This window comes from Halocynthiibacter namhaensis, from assembly GCF_000812685.1.
Taxonomy (GTDB): Bacteria; Pseudomonadota; Alphaproteobacteria; order Rhodobacterales; family Rhodobacteraceae; genus Halocynthiibacter; species Halocynthiibacter namhaensis.
The window spans coordinates 1-24,273 of the sequence record NZ_JWIF01000016.1; the positions used below are offsets into that span (position 1 = coordinate 1).

The following is a 24,273-nucleotide window of genomic DNA, read 5'->3' on the forward strand; positions in this document are numbered from 1 at the left end:
GCGCACTATCGCAAACACAGCAATATGCCATCTCATGCCGACTGCGCAAAAAGGTCGAAATGTCGTTCGCCCATCTGAAACGCATTCACGGCTTAGGGCGGCTCCGATTGCGCGGCCCCTGTGGCGCACATGATGAATTTATCCTAGCTGCAACCGCCCAGAACCTCAAAAAATTAGCTAAACTAGCTCCGAACCCAAGTCAGGCCAAAACCGTCCTGTGAAATCAGGACAAGAGCTATTCATCCTTTGATGCAGTGCCGTGAAAACTGCGAGTTTTTCAACAGAATAGGCTGGTTAGCGACATTTGCAAAGTCACACGGTAGGCCTCATAGCGGACATTTAGCAATTCACCTTGCGCTTCGCCGCAGATTGGTCTTGTCCCGCTTACGTTCCGGTCTCTGAACTCATTTATGCGGCCTTTCGCTCAAAAGCCAAGGGACTTTTCCCGCCAAGCGATGAGTGGCGACGGCGCGGGTTATAGAACCCGTTGATATACTGGAAGATCGCGCCTTCAGCCTGACGGCGTGTGTCCCAACGGTTGCGCCAAATCAGCTCAGCCTTAATGGATTTGAAGAACGTCTCGACCATAGAATTATCATAACAATTTCCCTTGCCGCTCATCGAGACCTTGAAACCGTGCTTGGACAAGCGCTTCTGATACTCATTTGAGCAATATTGCGAACCACGATCCGTATGGTGAATGCAATCCTCCGGTGGTTGGCGCAAAGCAACGGCCATATCTAACGCCCGGATTGCCAGATCCTTCTTCATGCGGTTACTGATAGGTTAAGTTCTGGATCACCCAGAACGTAGTTTCGATTTTGATCGAATAGTTTTGTCAATTTTCAGCCTCACTCGGTTATTGTGAGGTGAATATCGAAGGTTTTTCAGACTCCGAATAGATCAGAACAGGCCCACTGCGCCCGCCCTTACCGCGCCCATAAATAACCTATCAATTACGGGCATAAATGGCGTCCAGTTCTTGCTTCAATTTTCGTTGAACCGATGTACGACCCGGAGACTGATCAAGCGTTTTTTCAGCAAAACAGATCAGTTCAAATATGCAATTTTCTTTGCAATCAGGCTGCAACCCTGCTGAGTATAATTCAGCCAGGTGCTCTTTAATGCGTATCCAATCATATAGCTTCGGTCGCCCGCGCCTCGCTCCTTTTTGCGATTTAAGACTCTGACCAGAAGTAAAAAACATACCAAACTTCTCAACATTCTGAGACTTTCCTACATGGAACAATCGCTCACGATATTTCAGAAGGTCACTCGTACGAACCCTCATCGCGACATATCGCCTACCATCATTGGTAATTTCATTTGCCCGCCAGTCGAGTGATATTGAGGTCGCGCTTGCAGGAATAAGATCAAACCTTCCAGCACCCCTATAGTCATCAGTTTCAGAAAGCCGATCCCAACGCTCGAAGTCCAGACCCTCACACTGAATTTTGCCTTCTGCGATCAAAGGAAAGAGTTTTGACCATGCGATTTCATACACACGCTGAAAATTGGCTTCAGTCCTCTCCACAATATCAAAAAGAGGCTTCAGACGCTCTAAATTCTCTTCGGCATCATGGACAAGCTTTGCCCAGACATCAAAAACCTCACCTTCAGGTGTTTCAATGGTTTTAGCGGCCTTTGTCTTATATTCAGAAATTCGGTCCTGCAGTTGCCCAATGTTCTGAAACGCACATTCATCGGCAGCTTCAAAATACCTTTCATCTACCGGAATTTCTAAACTTTCAAACTCAGACCTATCAAACCAAGGGTATTCACATGGAGGTTCAAAATTATCAGGCATGTCGCCCCAGTAAAATCGAGCATCAAAACTAGCATCAGCGTCACTCTCGGTATGATAGTTCAGCTCTGGAACTCTCCCCAGCGCAATCCAATCAATCGCCTCTGAAAGAAAACAATATGGGGGCAACTACACTTCCTTCAGAAAGGTTATTGGCTCATTTTCCAATACTCTGCCCCCTTTGCGTCATCAGCATTTGCAAATTCAACCCACTGCGCCATCAATTCCCGCCGTTTTTCTAACCGATCAGATCGCGCATAAGCCCGCTCGACATCTGACCCGACCTTATGCGCTAGGCATAACTCTGCAACCTCTCGCGGGGCTTCTGCGACTTCAGAGGCCCAATCCCGGAATGTAGAGCGAAAACCGTGAACCGTAACGTCATGATGACCCATACGACGCAACAACATTGACATAGCCATGTTTGACAACGGTTTATGGCGCTTCTGGCCTTCAAACACATATTCAGACTGCATCGACATCAAAGGTTCAAGGATGGCCAATATTTCATCACACAAGGGCACCCGATGTTGATCAGCGGTTTTCATGCGTTCTGCTGGGCAAGTCCAAACGCGGGCTTGCAGGTCTAACTCTTCCCAACGCAGGCCCAGCGCTTCACCCGTTCTGGCCCCCGTCAAAATGGTAAACATCAGCGCTTTTGCCGCCATTTCATTACGTTGTGATAGTTCAACATAAAACGCTGGTAAATCCCGCCACGGCATAGCGCTATGATGTTTTGCCTTTTTCACGACTTTGGGTAAAACGCCCGCATCTTTGATTGCCGTAACAGGGTTTTCACCATCCCGGAAACCTTGAGAACGCGCGACATCTAACACGATCTTCAAGCGCTGGGCCAACCGACGGGCCGTTTCGTGCTTTTCGGTCCAAATTGGTGAAAGGCACATCAAAATTTCTGGCTGGCCTATGCTATCAATTGGCATCCGCCCGATTTTAGGAAACGCATAATCGCGCAGGGTGTTGATCCATTGCTGACCGTGTTTCTGGTTTTTCCAAGTTGGCATACGGTCAATATGAACTTGCTGGGCAATTTCTTCAAAAGTCGGGATTTCGCGCTGGGCATTAAAACGTGGGTTTAAACCCTGCTTTGCCATACGGCGATATTCCAAGGCACGATCACGGGCTTGATTAATCGTCACGATATCCGCACCACCAAGACCAAAATCAGTGCGCAACGGTCCGCCCTTGCGATTCTTTTGTCCCTTCACCGTCACGCGTACGATCCAACGCCTCGCGCCACTCAGATCGACGACAAGATAAAGGCCGTTGCCATCCCCATGCCGCCCCGGCCCGTGGTTCTCGACGAGCCTCTTTGTCAGTTTACCGGATAGTGCAGCCATTATTCATACCACATTTTGCACCACTCAAGGAGGGTATATCAGGGTAATTCAAACAAATCCAAAGAAAAGAAAACTATCGAGCAAAGCCATATAAACAAAAGAAAAAGGCCGCTCAAAGCGACCCAATCAATGCCAACAAAAATAGTAGGTGGCGGAGGAACAGTCCGCCATAACAAATTCCACAGAATGCTCATAACGTATATAATATAGGGATATTATTGCATTCAAGGTCTTGTATATTCCAGAGCCGTCCCCCATATTCCTAACATTAATGGGGGACGAAATGGCGGATGAAGTTGGGGCAATAAATGCCATAATTCCTAGGAAGCGCGCAGAAAAATCTCTTTCCGCCGCATTTGTGCGAACAGTAAAAACCCCCGGAAAATATACGGACGGACACGGGCTTTTTCTAAAGGTAGATACGTCAGGCGCGCGGCGATGGGTACAACGCATTGTGATACGAGGAAAACGTACTGAGATTGGCATGGGGAGTGCGTCTCTCGTTAGTTTAGCAGAGGCACGCGAACAAGCTCTAGAAAATCGCAAGCTGGCGCGTGCAGGCGGCGACCCACTTCAAGCGAAGCGTGAATCCAAAGCATTGCTGACATTTGAAGAAGCCGCACGCAAGGTTCACAAGATCCACGAACCAACATGGCGTAACGCAAAACACGCAGCACAATTTCTGAGCACCTTAGAAACATATACATTCCCCCGCATGGGCAACCTAAAAGTGTCCGAGGTCAGCACAGCAGACGTGTTAGCGGTGTTGCAACCTATATGGTTGGAAAAGCCCGAAACTGCACGTCGAGTGCGCCAGCGTATTGGTACAGTCATGAAATGGGCTATCGCGAACGGCTGGAGGGAAAACAACCCAGCGGATGCGATTGCGCAAGCGTTACCCAAGCAAGGCAACACTCAACAGCATCGAAAATCATTATCTTATGACAAGGTGCCAGAATTTTTGAATGTACTTAAAACATCGAACGCGGGCATGGCCACTAAATTGGCTCTGGAGTTGGTCATTTTGACCGCATCGCGCTCTGGCGAGGTTCGCCTAGCTGAATGGTCAGAAATTGACCTAGTCAAAGCCGTCTGGACACGCCCAGCGCGACGCATGAAATCAAAGAAAGAACACCGCATCCCCCTTTCCCCCCGCGCAATAGAGTTGCTTTCGCAAGCTGCAAGCCTTGGTTCTGGCGAAGGTCTCGTATTCCCCGGTACTGTTAATGGTAAACCCTTATCTGATATGACCCTATCTAAACTCACAAAATCGCTGGGCTATGATGTGGACGTGCATGGATTTAGGACTTCTTTCAAGACTTGGACACAGGAACGCACCAACACGGCACGCGATGTCTCAGAGGCTGCTTTAGCGCATTCGGTCAAAGATAAGGCGGAGGCAGCCTACGCACGTTCTGATTTTTTTGATAAACGGCGTAAGTTAATGAATAGTTGGGAGGGGCATATCATAAACCAACCTAACAGCGTGATTTCGATTGCTTTAAAGTAGCTACATTTAGCATCGCATCGTAAAACAGCACCACAATGTTGTAACTAGGCACATTTTCCAGTATGTTCCAAAAACGAAACCAAATATAAAGCATTGCATGATCTGCCCAGAAGACTTTTTCACGCCTAAGTCTTTGGAAACAGCGTTTTCCAAGTCTCTTAGTGTGTCCTTCGTGCGCGAAACAGTCTTTGCATCTGCACAACAGACTGCGAGTTCTATTCAACCAAATGAATTGGATGCTGTCCTGAAATCAAGTGCCAAGGTTTTTCTTCATTTTTTCATCAAGGAACATTCGCACGAAGCGCGAGTATTCTGCCAGCGGTCAAGTACAGTGCAACGCATTGATGATTGGGCACTCACAGTGTTGAGAGACGAACTGCCCACAACCCTTCCCCTGTCAGAAAAGCTAGCAACCACTAAAGACGCCAGCTTGGATTCACGATATGCCTTTTTTGACCAAGAGCTTTGGGTTCTGGATTGTGAACGTTTAAGCGCACTACCCAAGCTTGACGCGACAATTGAACGTGTTGCCAAGTTGATCAACGGACTAGATGGGTGTTCACTCTGCTTCCCTGTAAGTATCTACCCGGAAGACTTAGGCGCAGCAATGAACACCTTCGCCAAAAGTATGATTGACCAGAAGGTTGAAAATCCACCTATAAAATTAAGGCTTGGGCGTCCTAGAAAGATCGACAGAGCTTCTGAGGCATTACGCCGCGCATTTCCCGATGGCTTTCAAAACATCCCCCAAAAGAATCTTCGACGGAGTGTCGAGACCGAACTTAACGAAACAATCGGCATGACAACCCTGCGCAAAGCGATGGCCCAAGTAGCGTAAATCCTCAACAGAACATTAGCACTCCAATATTTTTATTATAATACACTAACTTAAAAAACTAAAATGTCAAAAATGGGTTTTTGGAGTTTGTGATTATGTCAGAAGAACCTCATTTCCTCTATTTTCCTCGCAGTACCGAATTGGTTCAAAAAGGAATAGATATGACCGAACATCACTTACGTCGCCCAGCGGTTGAAGCCGCAACGGGCCTTAGCCGATCCAGCCTTTACGCTATGATGGATGCAGGAGAATTTCCACGTCCAATCCGCATTGGAAAACGCGCTGTCGCATGGCCTGAAAGCACTGTGAACGCTTGGCTTTCTCAGCGCCCCATCGCCATTCCTGTTGTCGGATAGGACAACACCCGCGAGTAACTAAACTGGCGCGGGTGCTGGAATGTCTAAGCAACACCCTCATACCGCGCTGACCTTCAAAAATAAAGGACCCAGTGATGAAAATTCACGTAACGCTCTTTTTGAGCGAACAACCCCGCACGCTTGAACTCAAAGGCCGTCTGGGTTGGGCGATGACCCGATTAGCTAAGGCTGGCGTGCATGGTATTAGCACCATCGAACACCCAGCGCCGCGTCTGTCTGCCTATGTCCATTCATTGCGTAAACTTGGTGTGCCAATCGAAACTGAGATTGAAGCCCATGCAGGTATCTACTCAGGGCATCACGCCCGCTACAAGCTGTCTTGTAATGCGCAGGTGACATGTGTTGAACCGTAAATATACATCACCAGCACCTTTCGCCGTTAGGGGCATCATGTGCAAACATGCCCTAAGCGAGACTAGTGCCAATCCTCTGGCATTGCCCGCTTTGGGGGGGGCCTAGAATGGCAAAAGGATACAAAAGCAAGAAAAGGGGAGCTGGGCGTCACGTCCAGCTTCCTGAATGGTTGATGCAAACTGAAGCATGGAGCACGTTACCCCTAGGCCCCCGCTGCCTCTATGTCGAAATGAAACGGCGCTATACAGGCAGCAACAACGGCAACCTGATGCTAAGCCACCGCGAAGCCGCTGTTCTGCTATGCGTTAGCAAAAACACGATTGGCCCTTACTTTAGGGAACTCGAAACTCGTGGTTTTATCTCAACAAAAGTTAGTCACTGTCTTGGTCCGTCCGGCATAGGTAAAACAACCAGATGGGTTTTGACTGAATATCCAACCGCAGATTTAAAACCCGCAAAAAAGACCTTTGCGGCATGGCGCGTAAAAACAAAAGCCCCACCCAAAAAAGGGGACACTACGTACCTATGATTGGGACAGTTGGGTGTCACCGAATGAAAACAGGCATAAAAACCAACCAAACCGCCCCAATACTAGGGACACAAACATGCAACCCGCCCCCCAAGAATTGGGACATATATAGATATACCACTAGGAAGGGCTTTGATTGAGCAACTTATATAACTTCCCCGCCGCGTTCGTTCACATGGATACGAAACCGGATAAATCAGTTCGATGTGCTTAGCCACCCTAAGGAAAAACACAACTTCCCTAATGATTTCGGAAAATACTAGGAGATATAAAATGGGCGGATATGGCTCAGGAAGATCAAGCTACAAGCAAAAAGCGGAACATTGCCGCTCTTTGGACGTGAACCGCCTACATCGTGCAGGCAGTTTGCAACATGGCAGCCAAGGGAGTTGGGTCTGGTCTAGCGAGGACGCAGAGGTAGCAAGAGTCGGATACAAGACCGACCACTCCCGCTTTGTCTTGAATTACAAAGTGCGCCAAAACCGGGGCGACTGGGAGCCGATAACGCAGCCGATCCCCCTGACCTACTCAAGCTGTCACTATGGTAATCAACGACCCTATTTCCTCTGCCCCGGCATAGTGGCTGGGCAGCATTGCGGGCGGCGCGTCGGCAAGCTGTACTCTGGCGGGCGCTACTTCCTGTGTCGGCATTGTTATAATATCTCCTACGCCAGTCAGTCAGAGGACCGCCACAACCGCATGTTACGCCGGGCAAATAAATTACGCACGGCGCTGGGCGGTGAACCGGGAGCGGCCCATTGGATTGCACCCAAGCCGAAGGGTATGTGGGAGCGGACCTACCAACGCAAACGGTTAAAAATTGACTGGTGTGAAGACCAAGCAAACTCTTGGTTCATAGAAAAATATGCGCATCTTCTTGGCACAGAAGAAAGGGCGATGTTTTTCGATCCAGAATAAAATGGACAATCTAGCCGTGCGTCGCTTGACCTTATTTTCTACCCCGCGTCTATTGGAACCAAATGGTATTTCTAGGAAGCATTATGACACCAAAAGATTTCATCGCTAAGTGGCGCAATGTTGAATTGAAAGAACGCACAGCTTCACAGTCACATTTCAACGATTTGTGCAGGCTGTTGGACATTGAAGAACCCATCACTGCCGACCCAAAGGGCGAATGGTTCACATTCGAAAAGGGCGCATCTAAAACAAGTGGTGGCGAAGGCTGGGCAGATGTCTGGCGCAAAAACTCCTTTGCATGGGAGTACAAAGGCAAACGTGCCAATCTGGACAAGGCATTTGACCAACTTCTAAATTATGCAATCGCATTAGAAAACCCACCGCTTTTGATTGTGTCAGATATGGATGTGATACGTGTCCATACCAACTGGACCAACACGGTCCAAAACGTCCATACAATTCATCTGGACGATCTGACAGACGCCGCAAACCGCGAAATTTTACGTCATGCCTTCTTAGACCCCGAAAAATTAAAGCCCACAAAGACACGGCAATTGGTGACTGAGCAAGCAGCCCAAAGCTTTGCGAGCATGGCCCAGCGCCTTAGAGAGCGTGGCCACGACCCCCAAGAGGTCGCGCATTTCATCAACCGTCTTGTGTTTTGCATGTTCGCAGAAGACGTAGATCTATTGCCCAACAAAATGTTTGAGCGGATGATTAAAGCCGCTCGGCCTAAGCCCGAAGACTTCGCAATCCATGCAAAGGCGCTGTTCGGCGCTATGAGGAAAGGTGGGCTTGTAGGGTTTGAAAAAGTTGAATGGTTCAACGGTGGCTTGTTTGACAGTGACGCTGTGTTGCCGTTGGAGTGGGAAGACCTAGACGATTTGATCCGCGCAGCCACGTTGGATTGGGCCGATATTGACCCTTCAATCCTTGGGACGTTGTTTGAACGCGGGTTAGACCCAGCCAAACGTAGCCAGCTTGGCGCACATTACACCGACCGCGACAAAATCATGCAAATTGTTAATCCGGTAATAGTCGAACCACTTCTTGCTGAATGGGCGAAAATCAAAACACAAATTGAAGACACCATCGAGAAAGCCCCAAAGGAAACCAAGGAAAAACTGCTTCGAGACAAAGAATTAGCAGCACGAACTCGCGCTTTGAAAAATGCAGAAAAGCTGCACCTGAAGTTCATTAAACGTCTCAAAGCGTTTCGCGCACTTGACCCGGCCTGTGGATCTGGAAACTTCCTCTATATCGCATTGCTAGAACTCAAGAACATCGAACACCGTGTGAATTTAGAAGCCGAGGCGCTGGGCCTACCCCGTGGCTTCCCCCAACTTGGGCCAGAATGCGTTTTGGGAATTGAGCTTTCCAGCTATGCCGCAGAATTAGCACGGGTATCAGTTTGGATCGGTGAAATTCAATGGATGCGCCGCAATGGGTTTGAAGCAGCAAAAAACCCAATCTTGCGTACACTCACCACAATTGAGAACCGCGACGCGGTGTTGAACGCAGACGGGACGCAGGCCGAATGGCCTAAAGCGGACGTAGTAATTGGGAACCCACCGTTTTTGGGCAATAAAAAGATGATAAAGGAATTGGGCGAAGATTATGCCGTGGCCCTACGAAGAGCATACAAAGGCACCTCAGGCAGTCTGGATTTAGTTGCTTATTGGTTTGTAAAATGTTGGGAACTAATGCGGAATGGAAAGCTGGTCAGAGCTGGATTGGTCTCAACTAATTCGATACGAGGCGGAGCAAACCGCGAGTGTCTGAAATCAATTGCAGACAAAGGGTGTATCTATAACGCTTGGGGAGATGTCCCATGGACAATACCTCCTAGCTTAGGTGGCCGAGCACACACGATGTTGGACGCCTCAGTGCGAGTATCTATGACGTGCTTCCAAGAAAATAAACCCGAAATAATAGCACTAGATGGTGTGCCTGTGTCTGAAATATTTTCAGACCTATCCGCTACGGCAACTGGTATAGACCTTTCAAAGGCAGTTACACTAGAAAGTAATCGTAAAGCATCATTTATTGGAACGCAAAGAAATGGCCCCTTTACATTAGACCGCAATGAAGCGGAGAAGTTACTTTCCCGTCCAGTCAACCCAAATGGGAAAAGTAATTCTCTAGTGGTAAGAAAATGGTCCAATGGCATGGACCTTACTCGAAGAAGCTCTGACACATGGATTATTGACTTTAATGTGATGCAAGAACATGACGCTGCACTTTTTGAAGAACCATTTCAGATAGTTGAAGAGCGCGTAAAGCCTACTAGAGCTAACTTGAGACGGAAAAACCATCGTGAAAAGTGGTGGATTTATGGCGAAAATCGCCCAGGACTTAGGAATGCGCTTCAACCTCTGTCACGTTTTATGGCCACATCAATGGTAGCAAAACATCGCAATTTTTCTTGGCTCCCAGCACTTCAGATTCCTGAAAACCTGTGCGTTGTAATCGCACGAGATGACGACACTACATTTGGAGTATTACACTCGGCCTTCCACCAACTTTGGTCCTTGGGATTGTGTACGTTTCTGGGTGTAGGAAACGACCCTCGCTATACCCCCTCCACCACATTCGAAACTTTCCCCTTCCCCGACGATCTAGGCCCCAACATCCCCGCCGCCGATTACGCCACAGATCCACGCGCCATCAAAATAGCTACCGCTGCAGCGCACCTAAACGAGTTGCGCGAAAATTGGCTTAATCCCGCCGACCTGGTGGACCGAGTACCAGAGGTTGTCTCCGGCTATCCCGACCGCATCCTGCCCAAAAATGAGGCCGCCGCCAAAGAGCTTAAGAAGCGCACCCTCACCAATCTCTACAACACCCGCCCTACTTGGCTGGATAACGCCCACAAGGCCTTGGATGAGGCCGTAGCAGAGGCTTACGGTTGGGGCGACGACTGGCGCGCTGGTCTTTTGACCGAAGATGAAATTCTATCACGTTTATTCAAACTGAACCAAGCCCGTGCGAAAGTAGAGGCAAAAGCTGCCGCCAAGAAAGCGCGAAAGCCCAAACCAAAAGCGAAATCAAAAAAATGACCCCTTTTACGCGCCCAAAACGAATTTCATTAAAAAATCACCCGCTCTATTCTGAAAACTGGGTACAGGACATCATTGCTAATGATCCGTCCATTCTGGGAATTGGAGATCTGGTTCTTCGTGACCGCGAACGCATCCAATCTCGCGCGGGTCGGTTGGACCTATTGCTGCAAGATCCAGAAACATACAAACGGTATGAAGTGGAATTGCAGCTTGGTGCGACGGATGAAACGCATATCATCCGAACAATTGAATATTGGGACATCGAACGTAAACGCTACCCGCAATACGAACACTGTGCAGTTTTGGTCGCCGAAGACATCACTAGCCGCTTTTTGAATGTTGTTTCTTTGTTCAACGGTTCTTTCCCCATAATCGCGTTACAAATGCAGGCATTTGAAGTTGGCGAGCATGTGACGTTGGTGTTTACCAAGGTACTGGACGAAATGCAGCGTGGCCTTGTTGACGAGGATGAAGACGCCATTAGCGCGCCAACTGACCGTGACTATTGGGAAAATGACAAGGGAAGTCCTAAAACCGTTGCCCTCATGGATCGTATTTTTGCCTTGGTAAAAGAGGGCGATCCTGCGAGTGAGCTGAAGTACAATAAATTCTATGTTGGGTTAATCAAAGGAGGTCGTGCCAACAATTACGTCACCTTCCGGCCTCAGAAAAACTCAGTTGTGTTTGAACCCAAAATCACAAGATCCGATGAAGTTGATACTTTGCTAGAAAGTGCAGGAGTTGAAACGCTAGAATACAGCACGCGCTGGTCGAACTACCGTATTCGAGTGACTGACAAAGACTTCAAAAACCATGCAGACTTGCTTCGTGATTTAACTGAACGCGCACGGCAACAAAGGGACGGATAGCAAGCTATTAATTCTCCCGCAATTACGTCAGCTAGAAATTCCATAAAAACCATAATGGCGGGCTTTTTGGGGGACGCAATATTGAAGAAAACACTTAATTGCTTGATTTAACATCACAAAAGCCAAGTAAATGGCGGAGGAACAGGGATTCGAACCCTGGGAGGGCGTTAACCCTCGTCGGTTTTCAAGACCGGTGCATTCGACCACTCTGCCACTCCTCCGACGCCTGCTATCTAGCGTGAGTCTTTCCGAGCTTCAAGGGGGAAAAACGCCTGGTTTTCAGATCTGTCAAATGCAAGGGTTTCCAACATGCGATCTCGCGGCTAGTATCCATGTAAATTGGGTAATATGCCCCGTGTATCAAGCAAATGTATCCATATAAAAAGCGAGATCCAGTTTAGAAGATCTTATACGCGATACATTTGATGCGCCGCTGGGGTTAATGAGGGCAGAAAATGACAGGCAGAAAATCGAGCTATTATTCGAACACGTTACTTGCAGCTGTTGGGAGTTTATTCATCCTTGCGGGTTGTGAAGACGGCCAAGGGTTCAACCCTTTCAAACCGCGTGTCGACTCGGCTGTGGAAGAGGTCGCAGAACAAAGCCGGACGCGCACCGTGGAGCGCGATGTAGAGGCCCCTGATATTTTCCAAAAAACTGATCGCGGTTTGTGGGACGGACGCCCATCAATTGGAGGCGTTTGGGTCGCACATGCTGATGTCGCTGAATCAGGCCGTGTGATCATCCGCAATGAAGCTGACGGAAAATTCGTTGTCGGTGCCCTATTTCGTCGAGAACGCATCACACCTGGCCCTGCGTTCCAAATTTCGTCAGAAGCGGCCGCAGCCTTAGGCATGTTGGCCGGGCAGCCTGCACAGCTCAGCGTCACGGCGCTAAACCGAGAAGAAATTCTTGAAGAGGTCAACGACGATACAACACAGTCGGCCATTGAGAACCCTGATGACATAAGCTCCACGCCGCTTGATCCGATCGCAGCAGCGGCGGCAGCCATCGACGGCACAGACGCCCCAAGCGCCCCGCCAGCTTCTGCGCCGACAGCATCAAATGCATTGAGCAAACCTTACATCCAAATCGGAATCTTCAGTGTTGAAACCAACGCCAACAATACGGCAACTGCGATGCATACGGCCGGGTTGACGGCAGATGTACGTTCACTGATGTCCAATGGACGTGAGTTCTGGCGTGTTGTTGTTGGTCCATCGGCGACATCAGCGGATCGCGCAGCGCTGTTGGGCAAGGTCAAAGATCTTGGCTTTACAGACGCCTATTTCGTCAGAAGATAACAAGGAGACCTGCAATGACACACAAAGTATTCGGTCTTTATCGTAAATTGATGCCCCCCATATTTGCGTTAACGCTTGCCGTTGTGGCCTTGTTGAACCTGGTCTCGACTGCTCAGGCACAAACCACATCCACGTTGGATACACGTGCCACCGCCGCATGGATCTACGACGTAAAAACAGGCACTGTTTTATTCGAGAAGCAAGCTGACGTTGCCCTGCCTCCGGCGTCGATGTCAAAGTTGATGACCTTGAATATGTTGTTTGAAGCCCTGCGTGATGGCCGCGTCAACTTGGATACGCGTTTCAGTGTTTCGGCGCGTTCTGCGGCCATGGGTGGATCGACCATGTTCTTGAATGAGCGGGATCGCCCCACCGTTGAGGAGCTGATCCAAGGCGTGATTGTAATGTCCGGCAATGACGCGTGTGTCGCGATTGCAGAGGGGCTTGGCGGCACCGAAGATGGGTTCGCGCGCATGATGAACGAACGGTCCACCACGATTGGCATGACCAATTCGATGTTCGCAAATGCGTCTGGCTGGCCGAACCCTGGCCAACGTATGAGCATGCGTGATCTCGGGATATTGGCAAAACGTCTGATCACTGAATTCCCCGAATATTATGGATATTTTGGCCAGCGTGAGTTTCCTTTTGATGGGCGCGCACCCGACAATCGTTTCAACCGGAACCCGCTGTTAAAACTTAATATCGGCGCAGATGGCCTAAAAACCGGCCACACCAGCGAAGCGGGTTACGGGCTTGTTGGGTCAGCGGTTCAAGGCACGCGCCGCATCATCTTCGTCATAACAGGCATGCAATCGGAACGCGCACGCGCTGAGGAAGCTGAATCCGTCGTAAATTGGGCTTTTCGCCAATTCCGTGAACAAGCACTTCTGCAAACCGGCCAAGAGGTCGCCCGCGCGCCCGTTTGGCTGGGCGCTGAACGCAGTGTTGGGTTAATCGCCGCAGCTGACACCACAGTCTTAATCCCAGCCATACAGTCAGCGGATTCTCTTGAGACGCAAGTCGTATACAAAGGCCCCTTACGCGCCCCGATTTCACAAGGAGACGAAGTTGCAAGCCTCGTGGTGAAGCGCAGCGGTCTTCCAGATGCCGTCATTCCGCTGATCGCGGAACGTGACATCGCCCTAGGTGGTGTGTTGGTCCGTTTGCAAGCGGCAGCCTCTGTTCTCATGAAGCGGTGGTTGGCCCCGGATGCTTCTGCGGGTTAACTGGCAATATGTTGGCCCTTTCGCTGGTCAGCCGCAAAATTCCTCTGTATTGATCCTGTATGACCAACGGCATTTTTATCAGCTTTGAAGGCATCGACGGCTCTGGGAAATCCACCCAAGCCAAACGTCTTGTTGCCACCCTACGCGACCTCGGACATGAGGTGGTGCACACACGTGAACCCGGTGGATCCACCGGCGCCGAAGAGATCCGGTCGTTGGTCTTGGAGGGCGACCCTGATCGTTGGTCCGCTGAAAGTGAAATCCTGCTGTTCACCGCCGCCCGTCGTGACCACATGGAAAAAACAATCAACCCCGCGATTGACGCAGGCAAGATTGTCGTATGCGATCGTTTCGCTGACAGCACCCGGATGTATCAGGGCATTTCCCGCGGTGATCTACGTGACGTGGTGGATCAACTACATCGACTTATGATTGGCCGCGAACCCGACTTAACGGTCATTGTCGACATGGACCCCGCCACAGGTCTGGCGCGTGCATTATCGCGACAAACCTCGGAAGAACGCTTTGAAGGATTCGGTGAGGAACTCCAGGCGAAGATGCGCGCGGGTTTTCTGAAACTCGCTGAAGAATTTTCGGACCGATGCGTTGTGATTGATGGCGCACGTGACATGGACCATGTCGCGAAGGAAATCCTCGAGACCGTACAAGAGCATTTGTCATGAGGGATGAGACCGTCCCTGAAGCAGACCGCGTAGAAGGCGCACCACATCCCCGTGAAACGCCACATCTGTTTGGCCAAACCGTCGCAGAACAAGAATTCCTGACGGCATATAACGCGGGACATTTACATCATGCTTGGCTCATCACCGGCCCACAAGGGATCGGCAAAGCAACCTTAGCATGGCGTATGGCACGATTTCTTTTGACCCAACCCATGCGGACCGACGCAGGGGGCGGATTATTCGGTGAAGACCTCACACCCGCCACGCCTGAGACGCTGGACGTGGATGAACACCACCCTATATCAGCCCGTGTCACTGCCTTATCTGAGCCGCGCTTGAAACTTTTGCGTCGCGCTTGGGACGATAAGAAAGGCAAGCATAAAACTGTCATCACCATCGATGAGGTACGTGAATTAAAGAACTTCCTGATGATGTCGGCCGCAGATGGTGGACGTCGCGTGGTTATCGTCGACAGCGCAGATGAAATGAACACCTCTGCGTCGAACGCATTGCTTAAGTTGCTCGAAGAACCGCCCGCAGATGTCACGCTTCTGCTTATCTCGCATCAGCCGTCCGCGCTGTTGCCCACGATCAGATCACGTTGTCAGACACTGCGCCTTCACCCACTTTCCCCTGACGACATGGCACAATGCTTGGTGGCATCCGGCACCGATAGTCCCGCCAGCACCGAAGCCTTGGCCACCCTGGCTTCCGGGTCTGCCGGCACCGCGCTTCGGCTTCTAAATCTCGGCGGGATGGAGGCCTATCACAACATCGTCACCTTGTTTGGCACCTGTCCCAACATCGACCGCCCTGCCCTATTGCGCATTGCTGAAAGTGCCGCGGGGGCAAAAAACATCGACCACTTTGACTTGCTGTTGAAGCTGCTTGATTTCTTTGTCGCGCGCCTTGCCCGTGCAGGTGTCTCTGGTCCGCCCCAACATGAGGCTTGCCAAAACGAGACCGCCGTTCTGACCCGCCTGTCACCAAATCCCTATGCTGGGCGCGCTTGGGCTCAGGCACAACAAGAACTTGGGGCACGCGCACGCCACGGCAAAGCCGTGAACCTTGATCCCGCCGCGCTTCTTCTGGACATGGGGCTGAAGATCAATGCCCTCGCCGCCACACATGCTACGAGATAAAATATGACCGATACGCCTACCATCACTGACAGCCACTGCCATCTCGATTTTCCTGATTTTGAAAACGAACTGCCCGACGTCATCCTGCGCGCGGGCGAAGCGGGTGTTAAGCGCTTGGTCACAATCTGCACCAAGATGAAAAACGTACCACAGGTGCAAGCCATTTCCGACCAATTCCCGCAAGTGTTCTGGGCTGCTGGCACCCACCCGATGAGCGCGGCTTCCGAACCTTTGGTATCAGTCGAAGACTTGGTCGCCCTCGCCGCGCACCCTAAATTCGTTGGCATTGGTGAAACAGGTCTGGATTATCATTACACTGCGGACAGCAAAACCATCCAACAAGAAAGCCTTCTGATCCACATTGAGGCCGCACGTCAGACAAAATTGCCGCTCATCATTCACGCCCGAGCGGCAGATGATGACATGGCGAAAATCCTATCTGATGAACATGCAAAAGGCGCCTATGACTGTGTTATGCACTGCTACTGTTCTGGCCCGGAACTGGCGCGCACATCTATCGATCTTGGGTTTTATCTGTCCATGTCTGGTATCGCGACGTTTAAAAACAGCCAAGAAGTGCGCGATATTTTCGCGGCTGCCCCGGTGGATCGTGTGCTGTTAGAAACCGATGCGCCTTATCTTGCGCCAATCCCCTTCCGTGGCAAACGAAACGAGCCCGCCTATACCGCCCATACCGGTCGTATTGGTGCAGATGTATTCGGCATGGATTATGCTGATTTCGCGGCGCAAACCGAAGAAAACTTCGACCGTGTCTTCACCCGTGCCAGGCTTTGCGAGAAAGTTGCATAATGGCCGAGCTGCGCTATACCCTTCTTGGCACCGGGTCCTCTGGCGGCGTGCCACGCCTGTCCGACCAGTCTGGTGGTGAATGGGGGCAGTGTGATCCGACCAACCCAAAGAATAACCGACGCCGTTGTTCCATGCTGGTGGAGCGCATCACCCAACAAGGCACGACCCGTGTTCTGATTGATGCCTCGCCGGATTTGCGCGAACAACTTCTATCCGCCGGCGTGGGCACCTTAGATGCGGTGTTGTTCACCCATGCCCATGCGGACCATATCCATGGTATCGATGATCTGCGCGTCATTGTTTACAACCTGAAACAGCGTCTGCCTGTCTGGGCTGATCAAACCACAACCGATCAGTTGATCGAAAAATTTGCCTATGTCTTTGTTCAACCCGAAGGGTCGTCCTATCCGCCGATCCTGGATCTAAACCTGATCAACGGGCCGATCACCGTTGATGGTGCTGGTGGAAAAATCACATTTTCACCTTTCTTGGTCCCCCATGGGCGTATTGATGCACTTGGTTTCCGCATTGGTGGCTTGGCCTATCTACCCGATGTGTCCGACATGTACCCCGAGGCTTGGGATCACGTGAAAGACCTAGATATTTGGGTGTTGGATTGCCTACGCCGTGATCCCCACCCCACCCATATCCACCTTACCAAATCGCTGGAATGGATTGCCAAGATGCAGCCTAAGAAAGCGATCCTGACCAACATGCATATTGATCTGGATTACGCGACGGTTGAGGCAGAAACACCCGATCACATATCTGCGGCTTATGACGGAATGGTCCTGACCCTGCCCGACCCGGACCAAGCATAATGCAAGCCCTGCTCGACGTTATCTTACCAGTTTTCCTGGTCGTCGGGTTTGGATATGTCGCTGTCTGGCGCGGTTTCTTCTCGCCTGAGGGCGTGCAGGGGTTGATGAAATTCACCCAACAATTTGCAATCCCCTGCCTGCTGTTTCGTGCTATCGCCACTTTAGACCTTGATCAGCAGTTCGAACCAGGATTGTTACTGTCCTATTATTTTGCCTCAGGCGCGGGCTTTGCCGTCGGCCTTTTGGGTGCACGTTACCTGTTTGGGCGCGATTGGGAAGATGCTGTGGTCATCGGATTTGGCTGCATGTTCGCCAATACGGTCCTGCTGGGACTGCCAATCACGGAACGTGCCTTCGGGCAGGCTGCCCTTGGTCCGAACTATATGATCATCGCTTTCAACGCGCCGTTTTGTTATGGCGTCGGCGTCACCGCGATGGAAATCGTACGCAATCGTGGTGGTAGCCCACTGGCCACGATTAGGGCGATCTTGAACGCGATGTTCCATAATGCATTGGTGATCGCAATCGCACTGGGCTTCATCGTGAACTTCACAGGGCTTATCTTACCGACCGCGTTAATGGACGCCATTGATATGATGATCCGCGCGGCATTGCCTGCCGCCCTATTTGGGCTTGGTGGCGTCCTGATCCAATATAAACCAGAGGGCGACATGCGCGTGATCTTGTTTGTCTGTGCGATCTCTCTGTTCATGCATCCTGCTCTGGCTTGGGTGCTTGGCCGCGCCAATGATCTTCCACCAGAAATGTTCCGCTCGCTCATCCTGACAAGCGCGATGGCACCAGGCATCAACGCCTATGTTTTTGCATCCATCTACGGGCGCGCACAGCGTGTTGCGGCGTCTTCGGTGTTGATCTCGACTGCGGCTTGCGTGCTGACGGCTTGGCTTTGGTTGTCACTTCTTTAGAAGTGTCAGACATCACTTCCAAGTGCGTTCAAGCACCGACATCCAATTCTCAAAGCACAGCTTATCAATGCGAGTGGTGCTATACCCATGATCGCGCATGGCCTGCACAAGTCGGGGTAATCCTGCAACATCGGTGATGCCAACTGGGACCGTCGCCCCATCAAAATCTGACCCCAGACCAACGTGATCTTCGCCACACATTGCAATCATGTGGTCCAGATGGGCAAGCATGTCGGACAAAGGCGTCTCCCGCAGCATCTTCCCATCCGGGCGCAAGAAAGCCGTCGCAAAATTCAACCCCACCATACCCTTACTGTCGCCAATCGCCTTTAGTTGAGCATCTGTAAGGTTGCGCGCTTGCAAAGAAATTGAACACGCGTTGGAGTGCGTCGCGACCAAGGGCGCGTCGGAAATTTCTGCAACATCCCAAAACCCCTTTTCATTCAGATGACTCAGGTCAACCAAGACACCTAGTTCATTACACTTTCGAACCAACGCCCCGCCCACATCCGTCAGCCCCTCGCCAATGTCACCATCAGACGGAAATCGAAACGGCACGCCTTCGCCAAATATTGTGGGGCGGGACCACACTGGCCCCAACGAACGCAAGCCCGCTGCATAGAATACATCCAAGGCTTCTAGATCTGCAGCAATGGCTTCGGCACCTTCCATGTGCATGATGGCAGCCATAACACCCGCCTTATGTGCATTGCGAATGTCTGAAACTTGGTGACAGATCTTCACTGCACCCTGGCGCTCCATTTCCAATAATATCGCGGCCTGAGACAATGCGATCGGCAATGCATCCTGGTATTCAACAGGGCTCGGCAACGGCAATTCATAGGCCGCCTTAATCATGTCGACATCCATATCTATGCCAAGATCTGGCGAAGGCACGTAGATCGCGAAAAACCCACCTGCAAATCCACCCTTCTGACTGCGCGGCACATCGATATGGCCTGCGCAACCTGCGATAAATTGCGAAACCGCATCTTCGTGGTCTGCATATTTCCACAGCTTTAAAAGCACATCATTATGGCCATCAAATACGGGTTGCTTGGGCATGTTTGACATTGGGCATCTGACCTTTGTGAGCGCGGTGGTTCCAGCGCGTGATCGAACACTATTTCATCCATGAGGTCAAACTGACCGAGGGCAAAGCTGAGGCAGTGTTTGCATCCTCAATCACCCATGTTAAAGCCAGCACACGCGTTTGAAGACAATGAATATGGAAGTTTGGTACCTATGTTTTTCCTGCTGTTGCGTCTGCTTCTGAACCGCTGGGTCATTCTTGGTTTGCTTGGGTGCAGTTTTTATTACTTACCAGCCGAAACCACCGCGACCCTTGGGCATGTGTTTCGTTGGGGGTTTGGCATGATATCCGGTACGGGCAGCGACTGAATACCCTCAAACAAAAGCAAAATGCCCCTCGCATATACGAAGGGCATTTTGAGTTTTATGTATCCATGATGTGGTCACACCACTGGTATCATCACGCTTTCCATCTGAAGAACAGATAATAGGCGCTAGGCACAAAGAACAACGATACCGGCGTTGCGAAGGCAAGTCCGCCGATCATCAAGGTGGCCATCGGTTCAAACAGCGCCCCCCCTGATATGGCCATTGGCACCAGCCCAAGGATCGTTGTCATGGACGTCAACAGGATCGGATTGAAGCGCTGCTCGGCGGCTTTGATCACCGCATCGCGCAATGGCAGGGAACGCCTTTCAATATCGATCTGATCGATCAAGACGATGGCATTGTTGATGATAATCCCCATCAACGACAACAGGCCAAGGATAGCAAAGAATGACATGGGCTGCCCCATGATAAGCAGCCCAACCGGGGCCCCGATCAAAATAAGCGGGATCGTCATCAACGTCAGTCCCACACGGCGGATTGAGTTAAACTGGAACATCAATGCCGTTAACATCACAAGCAACGCAGGGGGCAAACCAGCCAACAGGACCGCATTGCTTTCAGCCGCATCCGAGATTTCGCCACCAACTTCGACCGTGTAAGCAGACCCAAGGCCAAGCGCGTCGATTGTGGGTTGAAGCAACGCAAGCGTCGTATAGGCCGACCCCGTATTGCTTTTGCCAGAGATGTTAATTTGTCGGACTTGGTTTTCACGACGCAGCTGCGAAAATTCAAGCTTCGGTTCAAAGGTTGCAACTTCGTCCAGCGAAATCAGTCCGTTCTCAGCCCCAAGCGCGAAGTTCCCCAAATCTTCAAGGCTGTCGCGAAAACTTTCGCCAGCACGGATCACGATGGGGATAGACTTATCCCCTTCACGGTAGGTCGACAATGTTGAACCCGTGAAGAACGACTCCAGCGCATTGGAAACACTTTTCGATGTCACACCCAGTTCGCGCGCGTTGTCTTGGGCAACATCCGCGACCAACTTCAACACCTTATTGCCCCAATCGTTTTCATAGAAAGCGATCCCGGGCACATCAGCAAAGCTGGCCTCTACTTTTCGCGCGGCTTGCAACAATACATCCGCGTCGGGGCCGCTAATTTTCACTTCAACGATGCCAGATTCGGATCCCCCCATCGACAAACGGGTCACCCGTGTTTGGGCTTCGGGGTGCTGTTCAATCAAATAACGCCGTGCACGTTCAGATGCAGCAACCGCCCCCTCAAAGGTTGCTGTGTTCACCAGAATAAAGGCCGTCGCGGGGTTTGAATCGGCTGGATTAAGCGCAAGATAGAACCGCGGGCCACCAGTACCAATAAAGGCCGTCGAATTGGCGACTTCTGGGTTAACATCGGCATCATGCAGCCATGCCACCACATCCAGCGCATTTCGTTCCGTTTCCGAAATCGACGTGCCTTTCGCCATGTTGAAATAGATCAAGTATTCCGCACGTTCGCTTAATGGAAATTGTTCATTTTTCAATGACCCGAACAGTGTGACAGACAACATAACCAAGCCATAAGCAGCCGGGACAATGATGAAACCGTAGCCAATAGTTTTGCTTGTTAACGCCAAATACCCGCGCAAAAACACGTTCTTCTTTTCCGGTGTCACTTTCTTTTTCGGGCGCAAAAAGAGCGTACAAAGATAGGGCAAAATATAATGCGCTGTGATCCATGATCCTAGCAACATTACCCCAACAACCGCGCCCAATGAAAACGCGAATTCGCCTGATGTCCCTTTAAGAATAAACATTGGAATGAATGCAGACACCGTCGTGACAGAGGCAACCGCAAGCGGAATAAAAAACTGTTTACCCGCACTGATTGCCGCGTCTTTCGGGGCCTCACCGTTGGACAACTTGCCTTGGATATCTTCGACAACGACCACGCCATTATCGACAAGTAACCCAAGAGAAATTATGACCCCAGCGATAGAGATCTGTTCAATGCTAACGCCAAGATAGCTCATGCCGAGCAAGGCAAACATCACGGTGAAGGGTACGATACCAGACACGACAAGGGACGCACGAACCCCCATAAATAACATCATGACCAATAATACGACTGCAAATGTCTGCATCACATTCGTCAGGGCACCATTGATAGATTCAGTGACGTTGGCTTCTTGGAACGTTGAAAAATTGTACGATATTCCAATGGGTTGCGTACTTTCAAACCATGGCATATCTTCACTTAGAATACGTCCAAGCACCTGAATATCTTGCGTGCTGTTCATTTCGACCGAAACGATCAACGCGGGTTCTCCATTGAAGAATGCGGGCGTTTCCTTGGGGGCAACATACCCCCGACGCACTGACATCAGGTCTTTGATGCGCACATATCCCGCTTGGCCCTGTACGGACGTCAGCACGTTTCCGATTGCCTCAACCGATGTCAGTTCCCCGTTGGCCTCAAGGATAATCGACGTGCCATCAGCGTCCAACTCGCCCGCTGGCAAGATAACGTTCTGGGACTGAAGATCTTCGATAACTTGGTTAATCTGAACACCAATAGAGGTCAGCTTGCGTGCGTCTATTTCAAGCCAAATGCGTTCATCCTGCTGGCCCATAATTGACACTTTGCTGATGCCGGGCAAACGATACAGTTGCGTGCGCAGATCATCTGCGGCGTCCCAGATTTCAGCGTAACTAAAGCCCGAACCTGTCACGGCCACCGTGGCAATTGCGACGTCACCATAGTTGGTGTTGACCTGTGGCCCAACCGTTCCGTCCGGCAACTGAGGGGCAATATCGCGCATCTTGGTGCGGATGTCCTGAAATACGGCTTCCATGTCGACCTTGGCGACTTCGTCATGGATCGAGACGGCCGTTTCCAGACTGCCCGTTGATATCAATGTATTGATATCTTTGATTTCACCAATTTCGCGCAAAGATTGTTCAATCGGCGTCGCGATCAGGTTTTCAATACGTTCGGGTGACATTCCTGGGAATTGAGCCGTTATGACCGCCGAGCGAATGGTAATGGCCGGGTTTTCACGCTTTGCAAGATCAAAATATGTCATCATGCCCATCAGCAACAAGCCGACGATAACCAACAATGTAAGTCGGCTTTTTTCTATTCCGAAACGGGTTAAGAATTCCATGTCGCGCCCCTTAATCTTGTGTCAACAGTTTCACGCGCATGCCATCGCGCAAAAACGGAATGCCAGCGGATGCAACATGGTCACCAGGCGCTAGCCCTTCTGCAACAAGCAGTTGGTTTTGACGGACACCAAAGATCTTAATTGTGTGACGCTTTACAGTCGATGTGGCTTCGTCAAATAGATAGACTTGGGCATCAACCGGATCGAGCGGGTTTTCTGGGCTCGCCAGTTCACCATCACCAATGATGGACGACAGCGGAATGGAATAGCCCGGCGTCGTGATCAATGAAAAATCAAGCTCTGCCTCAACAGCCATCCCGGCCCGTACGTCGGAAGGCGCATCCGTCACGGTGATGACCACCGGAAACGAAGAGACTTGGTCTGCGCGGGCACCAATTTCGGTCACCGTGCCAGTTAAGACCGTGTTTGGGCGTGCCGCAAGGCGGATCTTGGCCTCTTTCCCCAAAACCAACATGTTCACGATGTCAAAATTAACGGTGAATTTCACTTCAAAGCTATCTTGTTGATACAGCGTCGCGACCGATGTTCCCACGGCGACGTTGCTGAAAGATTCCACATCAACAGTGTTAATTGTGCCATCGAACGGCGCAAGCAATTGTGTTTTCGTCAGATTATCTTCCGCGACCGTTGCCGCAGTTTGGGCCTGTTCCAGCGTAGCTGTCGCGGAAACAGATGTCGTGCGCGCATTGTCCACAGCAACTCGTGTCACAGATCCGCGCTTCAACAGTTCCTCATTTCGGATCAAGGCTTCGCTCGCGTTTGTGGCCTGGGCCTGGGCTTGTTCAACAGCCGCAATCGCACGCTGCAATTCGCGCTGCATCGCGGTTTCGTCTAGGACTGCCAGAACATCACCCGCTGCAACGACTTGCCCAACGCTTAGGTTCACCGCTTCCAGTTTTCCGCCGATCTCAAACGACAAGGTGCTAACGTCTGCGGGGACCAACACTGACGGATAGCGTCGATACACAGTGCTGTCGGTTTCTTCGATCAACACCGTCTTTAGCCCGCGCACGACGTCACGCGCAACGTCCTGAGCAGAGACCGCATGCGCCATAATACAAGTCCCAACCAGAACCGATGCAAACAACCTATCAAACATGTTTCTCTCCACTTCATTAGACGTTGGTCACGTTCAGAATAATCCGTATCAACCTGATACTCGCTTTTGGGTCAAGCATTGCTTGTAAATCCTG

22 protein-coding genes, 1 tRNA gene and 1 pseudogene are annotated in these 24,273 nt (G+C 50.8%); 17 read left to right on the forward strand and 7 right to left on the reverse strand.

Annotation, left to right across the window (positions count from 1 at the left end):
* On the forward strand, nucleotides 1–221 hold a 221-nt coding region (locus tag RJ38_RS02880; RefSeq protein WP_039017398.1), incomplete at its 5' end, for a transposase.
* Between the two features lie 187 nt (nucleotides 222–408).
* Here RJ38_RS02880 and RJ38_RS02885 read toward each other — a convergent pair.
* From RJ38_RS02885 to RJ38_RS02895, 3 genes and pseudogenes are all read right to left on the reverse strand, one after another.
* Nucleotides 409–783, reverse strand: a pseudogene (locus tag RJ38_RS02885) (IS3 family transposase); the annotation flags it as partial.
* A gap of 169 nt (nucleotides 784–952) precedes the next feature.
* Nucleotides 953–1,933 (reverse strand): hypothetical protein, encoded by a 981-nt coding sequence (locus tag RJ38_RS02890; RefSeq protein WP_039017399.1) that lies wholly within the window; start codon nucleotides 1,931–1,933, stop codon nucleotides 953–955.
* 20 nt (nucleotides 1,934–1,953) lie between these two features.
* Complete coding sequence (locus tag RJ38_RS02895) at nucleotides 1,954–3,162, reverse strand: tyrosine-type recombinase/integrase (RefSeq protein WP_052245151.1); 1,209 nt, start codon at nucleotides 3,160–3,162, stop codon at nucleotides 1,954–1,956.
* Nucleotides 3,163–3,445: 283 nt separating this feature from the next.
* On the opposite strand from RJ38_RS02895, the gene RJ38_RS02900 reads away from it, so the two are divergent.
* From RJ38_RS02900 to RJ38_RS02935, 8 genes are all read left to right on the forward strand, one after another.
* A complete protein-coding gene (locus RJ38_RS02900; RefSeq protein WP_039017400.1) occupies nucleotides 3,446–4,672 on the forward strand; it encodes a tyrosine-type recombinase/integrase in 1,227 nt (408 codons plus the stop codon).
* A gap of 97 nt (nucleotides 4,673–4,769) precedes the next feature.
* On the forward strand, nucleotides 4,770–5,510 hold the full coding sequence (locus RJ38_RS02905; protein WP_039017401.1) for a hypothetical protein: 741 nt from the start codon (nucleotides 4,770–4,772) through the stop codon (nucleotides 5,508–5,510).
* Between the two features lie 161 nt (nucleotides 5,511–5,671).
* Nucleotides 5,672–5,866 (forward strand): helix-turn-helix transcriptional regulator, encoded by a 195-nt coding sequence (locus RJ38_RS02910; RefSeq protein WP_039017402.1) that lies wholly within the window; start codon nucleotides 5,672–5,674, stop codon nucleotides 5,864–5,866.
* A gap of 95 nt (nucleotides 5,867–5,961) precedes the next feature.
* Nucleotides 5,962–6,240 (forward strand): winged helix domain-containing protein, encoded by a 279-nt coding sequence (locus tag RJ38_RS02915; RefSeq protein ID WP_039017403.1) that lies wholly within the window; start codon nucleotides 5,962–5,964, stop codon nucleotides 6,238–6,240.
* Between the two features lie 107 nt (nucleotides 6,241–6,347).
* The gene (locus RJ38_RS02920; protein WP_052245152.1) at nucleotides 6,348–6,770 is read left to right on the forward strand and encodes a hypothetical protein; all 423 of its coding nucleotides are present in this window, start codon (nucleotides 6,348–6,350) and stop codon (nucleotides 6,768–6,770) included.
* 273 nt (nucleotides 6,771–7,043) lie between these two features.
* On the forward strand, nucleotides 7,044–7,688 hold the full coding sequence (locus RJ38_RS02925; RefSeq protein WP_039017404.1) for a hypothetical protein: 645 nt from the start codon (nucleotides 7,044–7,046) through the stop codon (nucleotides 7,686–7,688).
* A gap of 83 nt (nucleotides 7,689–7,771) precedes the next feature.
* Nucleotides 7,772–10,747 (forward strand): class I SAM-dependent DNA methyltransferase, encoded by a 2,976-nt coding sequence (locus tag RJ38_RS02930; RefSeq protein ID WP_052245153.1) that lies wholly within the window; start codon nucleotides 7,772–7,774, stop codon nucleotides 10,745–10,747.
* On the forward strand, nucleotides 10,744–11,619 hold the full coding sequence (locus tag RJ38_RS02935) for a hypothetical protein (RefSeq protein ID WP_039017405.1): 876 nt from the start codon (nucleotides 10,744–10,746) through the stop codon (nucleotides 11,617–11,619). The genes RJ38_RS02930 and RJ38_RS02935 overlap by 4 nt, the downstream gene beginning before the upstream one ends.
* Before the next feature lie 131 nt (nucleotides 11,620–11,750).
* Here the strand turns inward: RJ38_RS02935 and RJ38_RS02940 are convergent.
* Nucleotides 11,751–11,840: transfer RNA gene (locus RJ38_RS02940), tRNA-Ser, on the reverse strand.
* 234 nt (nucleotides 11,841–12,074) lie between these two features.
* Here RJ38_RS02940 and RJ38_RS02945 point away from each other — a divergent pair.
* From RJ38_RS02945 to RJ38_RS02975, 7 genes are read left to right on the forward strand one after another with little or no spacing between them, the layout of a single operon-like run.
* Nucleotides 12,075–12,923, forward strand: a complete 849-nt coding sequence (locus tag RJ38_RS02945) for an SPOR domain-containing protein (protein ID WP_039017406.1) — start codon at nucleotides 12,075–12,077, stop codon at nucleotides 12,921–12,923.
* 14 nt (nucleotides 12,924–12,937) lie between these two features.
* The gene (locus RJ38_RS02950) at nucleotides 12,938–14,152 is read left to right on the forward strand and encodes a D-alanyl-D-alanine carboxypeptidase family protein (RefSeq protein WP_238321631.1); all 1,215 of its coding nucleotides are present in this window, start codon (nucleotides 12,938–12,940) and stop codon (nucleotides 14,150–14,152) included.
* Nucleotides 14,153–14,211: 59 nt separating this feature from the next.
* The gene (gene tmk, locus RJ38_RS02955; protein WP_039017407.1) at nucleotides 14,212–14,835 is read left to right on the forward strand and encodes a dTMP kinase; all 624 of its coding nucleotides are present in this window, start codon (nucleotides 14,212–14,214) and stop codon (nucleotides 14,833–14,835) included.
* On the forward strand, nucleotides 14,832–15,977 hold the full coding sequence (locus tag RJ38_RS02960; protein WP_039017408.1) for a DNA polymerase III subunit delta': 1,146 nt from the start codon (nucleotides 14,832–14,834) through the stop codon (nucleotides 15,975–15,977). Before tmk ends, RJ38_RS02960 begins: the two co-directional genes overlap by 4 nt.
* A 3-nt stretch (nucleotides 15,978–15,980) precedes the next feature.
* Complete coding sequence (locus RJ38_RS02965; RefSeq protein WP_039017409.1) at nucleotides 15,981–16,787, forward strand: TatD family hydrolase; 807 nt, start codon at nucleotides 15,981–15,983, stop codon at nucleotides 16,785–16,787.
* Nucleotides 16,787–17,608: an MBL fold metallo-hydrolase gene (locus RJ38_RS02970; RefSeq protein WP_039017410.1), complete on the forward strand. Its 822-nt coding sequence runs from the start codon at nucleotides 16,787–16,789 to the stop codon at nucleotides 17,606–17,608. The genes RJ38_RS02965 and RJ38_RS02970 overlap by 1 nt, the downstream gene beginning before the upstream one ends.
* On the forward strand, nucleotides 17,608–18,534 hold the full coding sequence (locus RJ38_RS02975; protein WP_039017411.1) for an AEC family transporter: 927 nt from the start codon (nucleotides 17,608–17,610) through the stop codon (nucleotides 18,532–18,534). Before RJ38_RS02970 ends, RJ38_RS02975 begins: the two co-directional genes overlap by 1 nt.
* Nucleotides 18,535–18,546: 12 nt before the next feature.
* On the opposite strand, the gene RJ38_RS02980 is transcribed toward RJ38_RS02975, so the two are convergent.
* Nucleotides 18,547–19,599, reverse strand: coding sequence for a dipeptidase (locus RJ38_RS02980; protein ID WP_039017462.1), 1,053 nt, complete (start codon nucleotides 19,597–19,599; stop codon nucleotides 18,547–18,549).
* Nucleotides 19,600–19,725: 126 nt separating this feature from the next.
* On the opposite strand from RJ38_RS02980, the gene RJ38_RS02985 reads away from it, so the two are divergent.
* A complete protein-coding gene (locus RJ38_RS02985; RefSeq protein WP_039017412.1) occupies nucleotides 19,726–19,935 on the forward strand; it encodes a hypothetical protein in 210 nt (69 codons plus the stop codon).
* 91 nt (nucleotides 19,936–20,026) lie between these two features.
* On the opposite strand, the gene RJ38_RS02990 is transcribed toward RJ38_RS02985, so the two are convergent.
* Nucleotides 20,027–23,059 carry an efflux RND transporter permease subunit gene (locus RJ38_RS02990; RefSeq protein WP_039017413.1) on the reverse strand — a complete coding sequence of 1,011 codons (3,033 nt, stop codon included), beginning with the start codon at nucleotides 23,057–23,059 and terminating at the stop codon, nucleotides 20,027–20,029.
* Nucleotides 23,060–23,069: 10 nt separating this feature from the next.
* A complete protein-coding gene (locus RJ38_RS02995; protein ID WP_039017414.1) occupies nucleotides 23,070–24,179 on the reverse strand; it encodes an efflux RND transporter periplasmic adaptor subunit in 1,110 nt (369 codons plus the stop codon).
* Nucleotides 24,180–24,273: the final 94 nt, after the last annotated feature.

Bases quoted from the DNA above. Each gene is read 5' to 3' on its own strand.
- RJ38_RS02895 (WP_052245151.1), bottom strand. From the start codon at position 3,162: ATGGCTGCACTATCCGGTAAACTGACAAAGAGGCTCGTCGAGAACCAC.
- RJ38_RS02900 (WP_039017400.1), top strand. From the start codon at position 3,446: ATGGCGGATGAAGTTGGGGCAATAAATGCCATAATTCCTAGGAAGCGC.
- RJ38_RS02905 (WP_039017401.1), top strand. From the start codon at position 4,770: ATGATCTGCCCAGAAGACTTTTTCACGCCTAAGTCTTTGGAAACAGCG.
- RJ38_RS02910 (WP_039017402.1), top strand. From the start codon at position 5,672: ATGACCGAACATCACTTACGTCGCCCAGCGGTTGAAGCCGCAACGGGC.
- RJ38_RS02915 (WP_039017403.1), top strand. From the start codon at position 5,962: ATGAAAATTCACGTAACGCTCTTTTTGAGCGAACAACCCCGCACGCTT.
- RJ38_RS02920 (WP_052245152.1), top strand. From the start codon at position 6,348: ATGGCAAAAGGATACAAAAGCAAGAAAAGGGGAGCTGGGCGTCACGTC.
- RJ38_RS02925 (WP_039017404.1), top strand. From the start codon at position 7,044: ATGGGCGGATATGGCTCAGGAAGATCAAGCTACAAGCAAAAAGCGGAA.
- RJ38_RS02930 (WP_052245153.1), top strand. From the start codon at position 7,772: ATGACACCAAAAGATTTCATCGCTAAGTGGCGCAATGTTGAATTGAAA.
- RJ38_RS02935 (WP_039017405.1), top strand. From the start codon at position 10,744: ATGACCCCTTTTACGCGCCCAAAACGAATTTCATTAAAAAATCACCCG.
- RJ38_RS02945 (WP_039017406.1), top strand. From the start codon at position 12,075: ATGACAGGCAGAAAATCGAGCTATTATTCGAACACGTTACTTGCAGCT.
- RJ38_RS02950 (WP_238321631.1), top strand. From the start codon at position 12,938: ATGACACACAAAGTATTCGGTCTTTATCGTAAATTGATGCCCCCCATA.
- tmk (WP_039017407.1), top strand. From the start codon at position 14,212: ATGACCAACGGCATTTTTATCAGCTTTGAAGGCATCGACGGCTCTGGG.
- RJ38_RS02960 (WP_039017408.1), top strand. From the start codon at position 14,832: ATGAGGGATGAGACCGTCCCTGAAGCAGACCGCGTAGAAGGCGCACCA.
- RJ38_RS02965 (WP_039017409.1), top strand. From the start codon at position 15,981: ATGACCGATACGCCTACCATCACTGACAGCCACTGCCATCTCGATTTT.
- RJ38_RS02970 (WP_039017410.1), top strand. From the start codon at position 16,787: ATGGCCGAGCTGCGCTATACCCTTCTTGGCACCGGGTCCTCTGGCGGC.
- RJ38_RS02975 (WP_039017411.1), top strand. From the start codon at position 17,608: ATGCAAGCCCTGCTCGACGTTATCTTACCAGTTTTCCTGGTCGTCGGG.
- RJ38_RS02980 (WP_039017462.1), bottom strand. From the start codon at position 19,599: ATGCCCAAGCAACCCGTATTTGATGGCCATAATGATGTGCTTTTAAAG.
- RJ38_RS02985 (WP_039017412.1), top strand. From the start codon at position 19,726: ATGTTAAAGCCAGCACACGCGTTTGAAGACAATGAATATGGAAGTTTG.
- RJ38_RS02990 (WP_039017413.1), bottom strand. From the start codon at position 23,059: ATGGAATTCTTAACCCGTTTCGGAATAGAAAAAAGCCGACTTACATTG.
- RJ38_RS02995 (WP_039017414.1), bottom strand. From the start codon at position 24,179: ATGTTTGATAGGTTGTTTGCATCGGTTCTGGTTGGGACTTGTATTATG.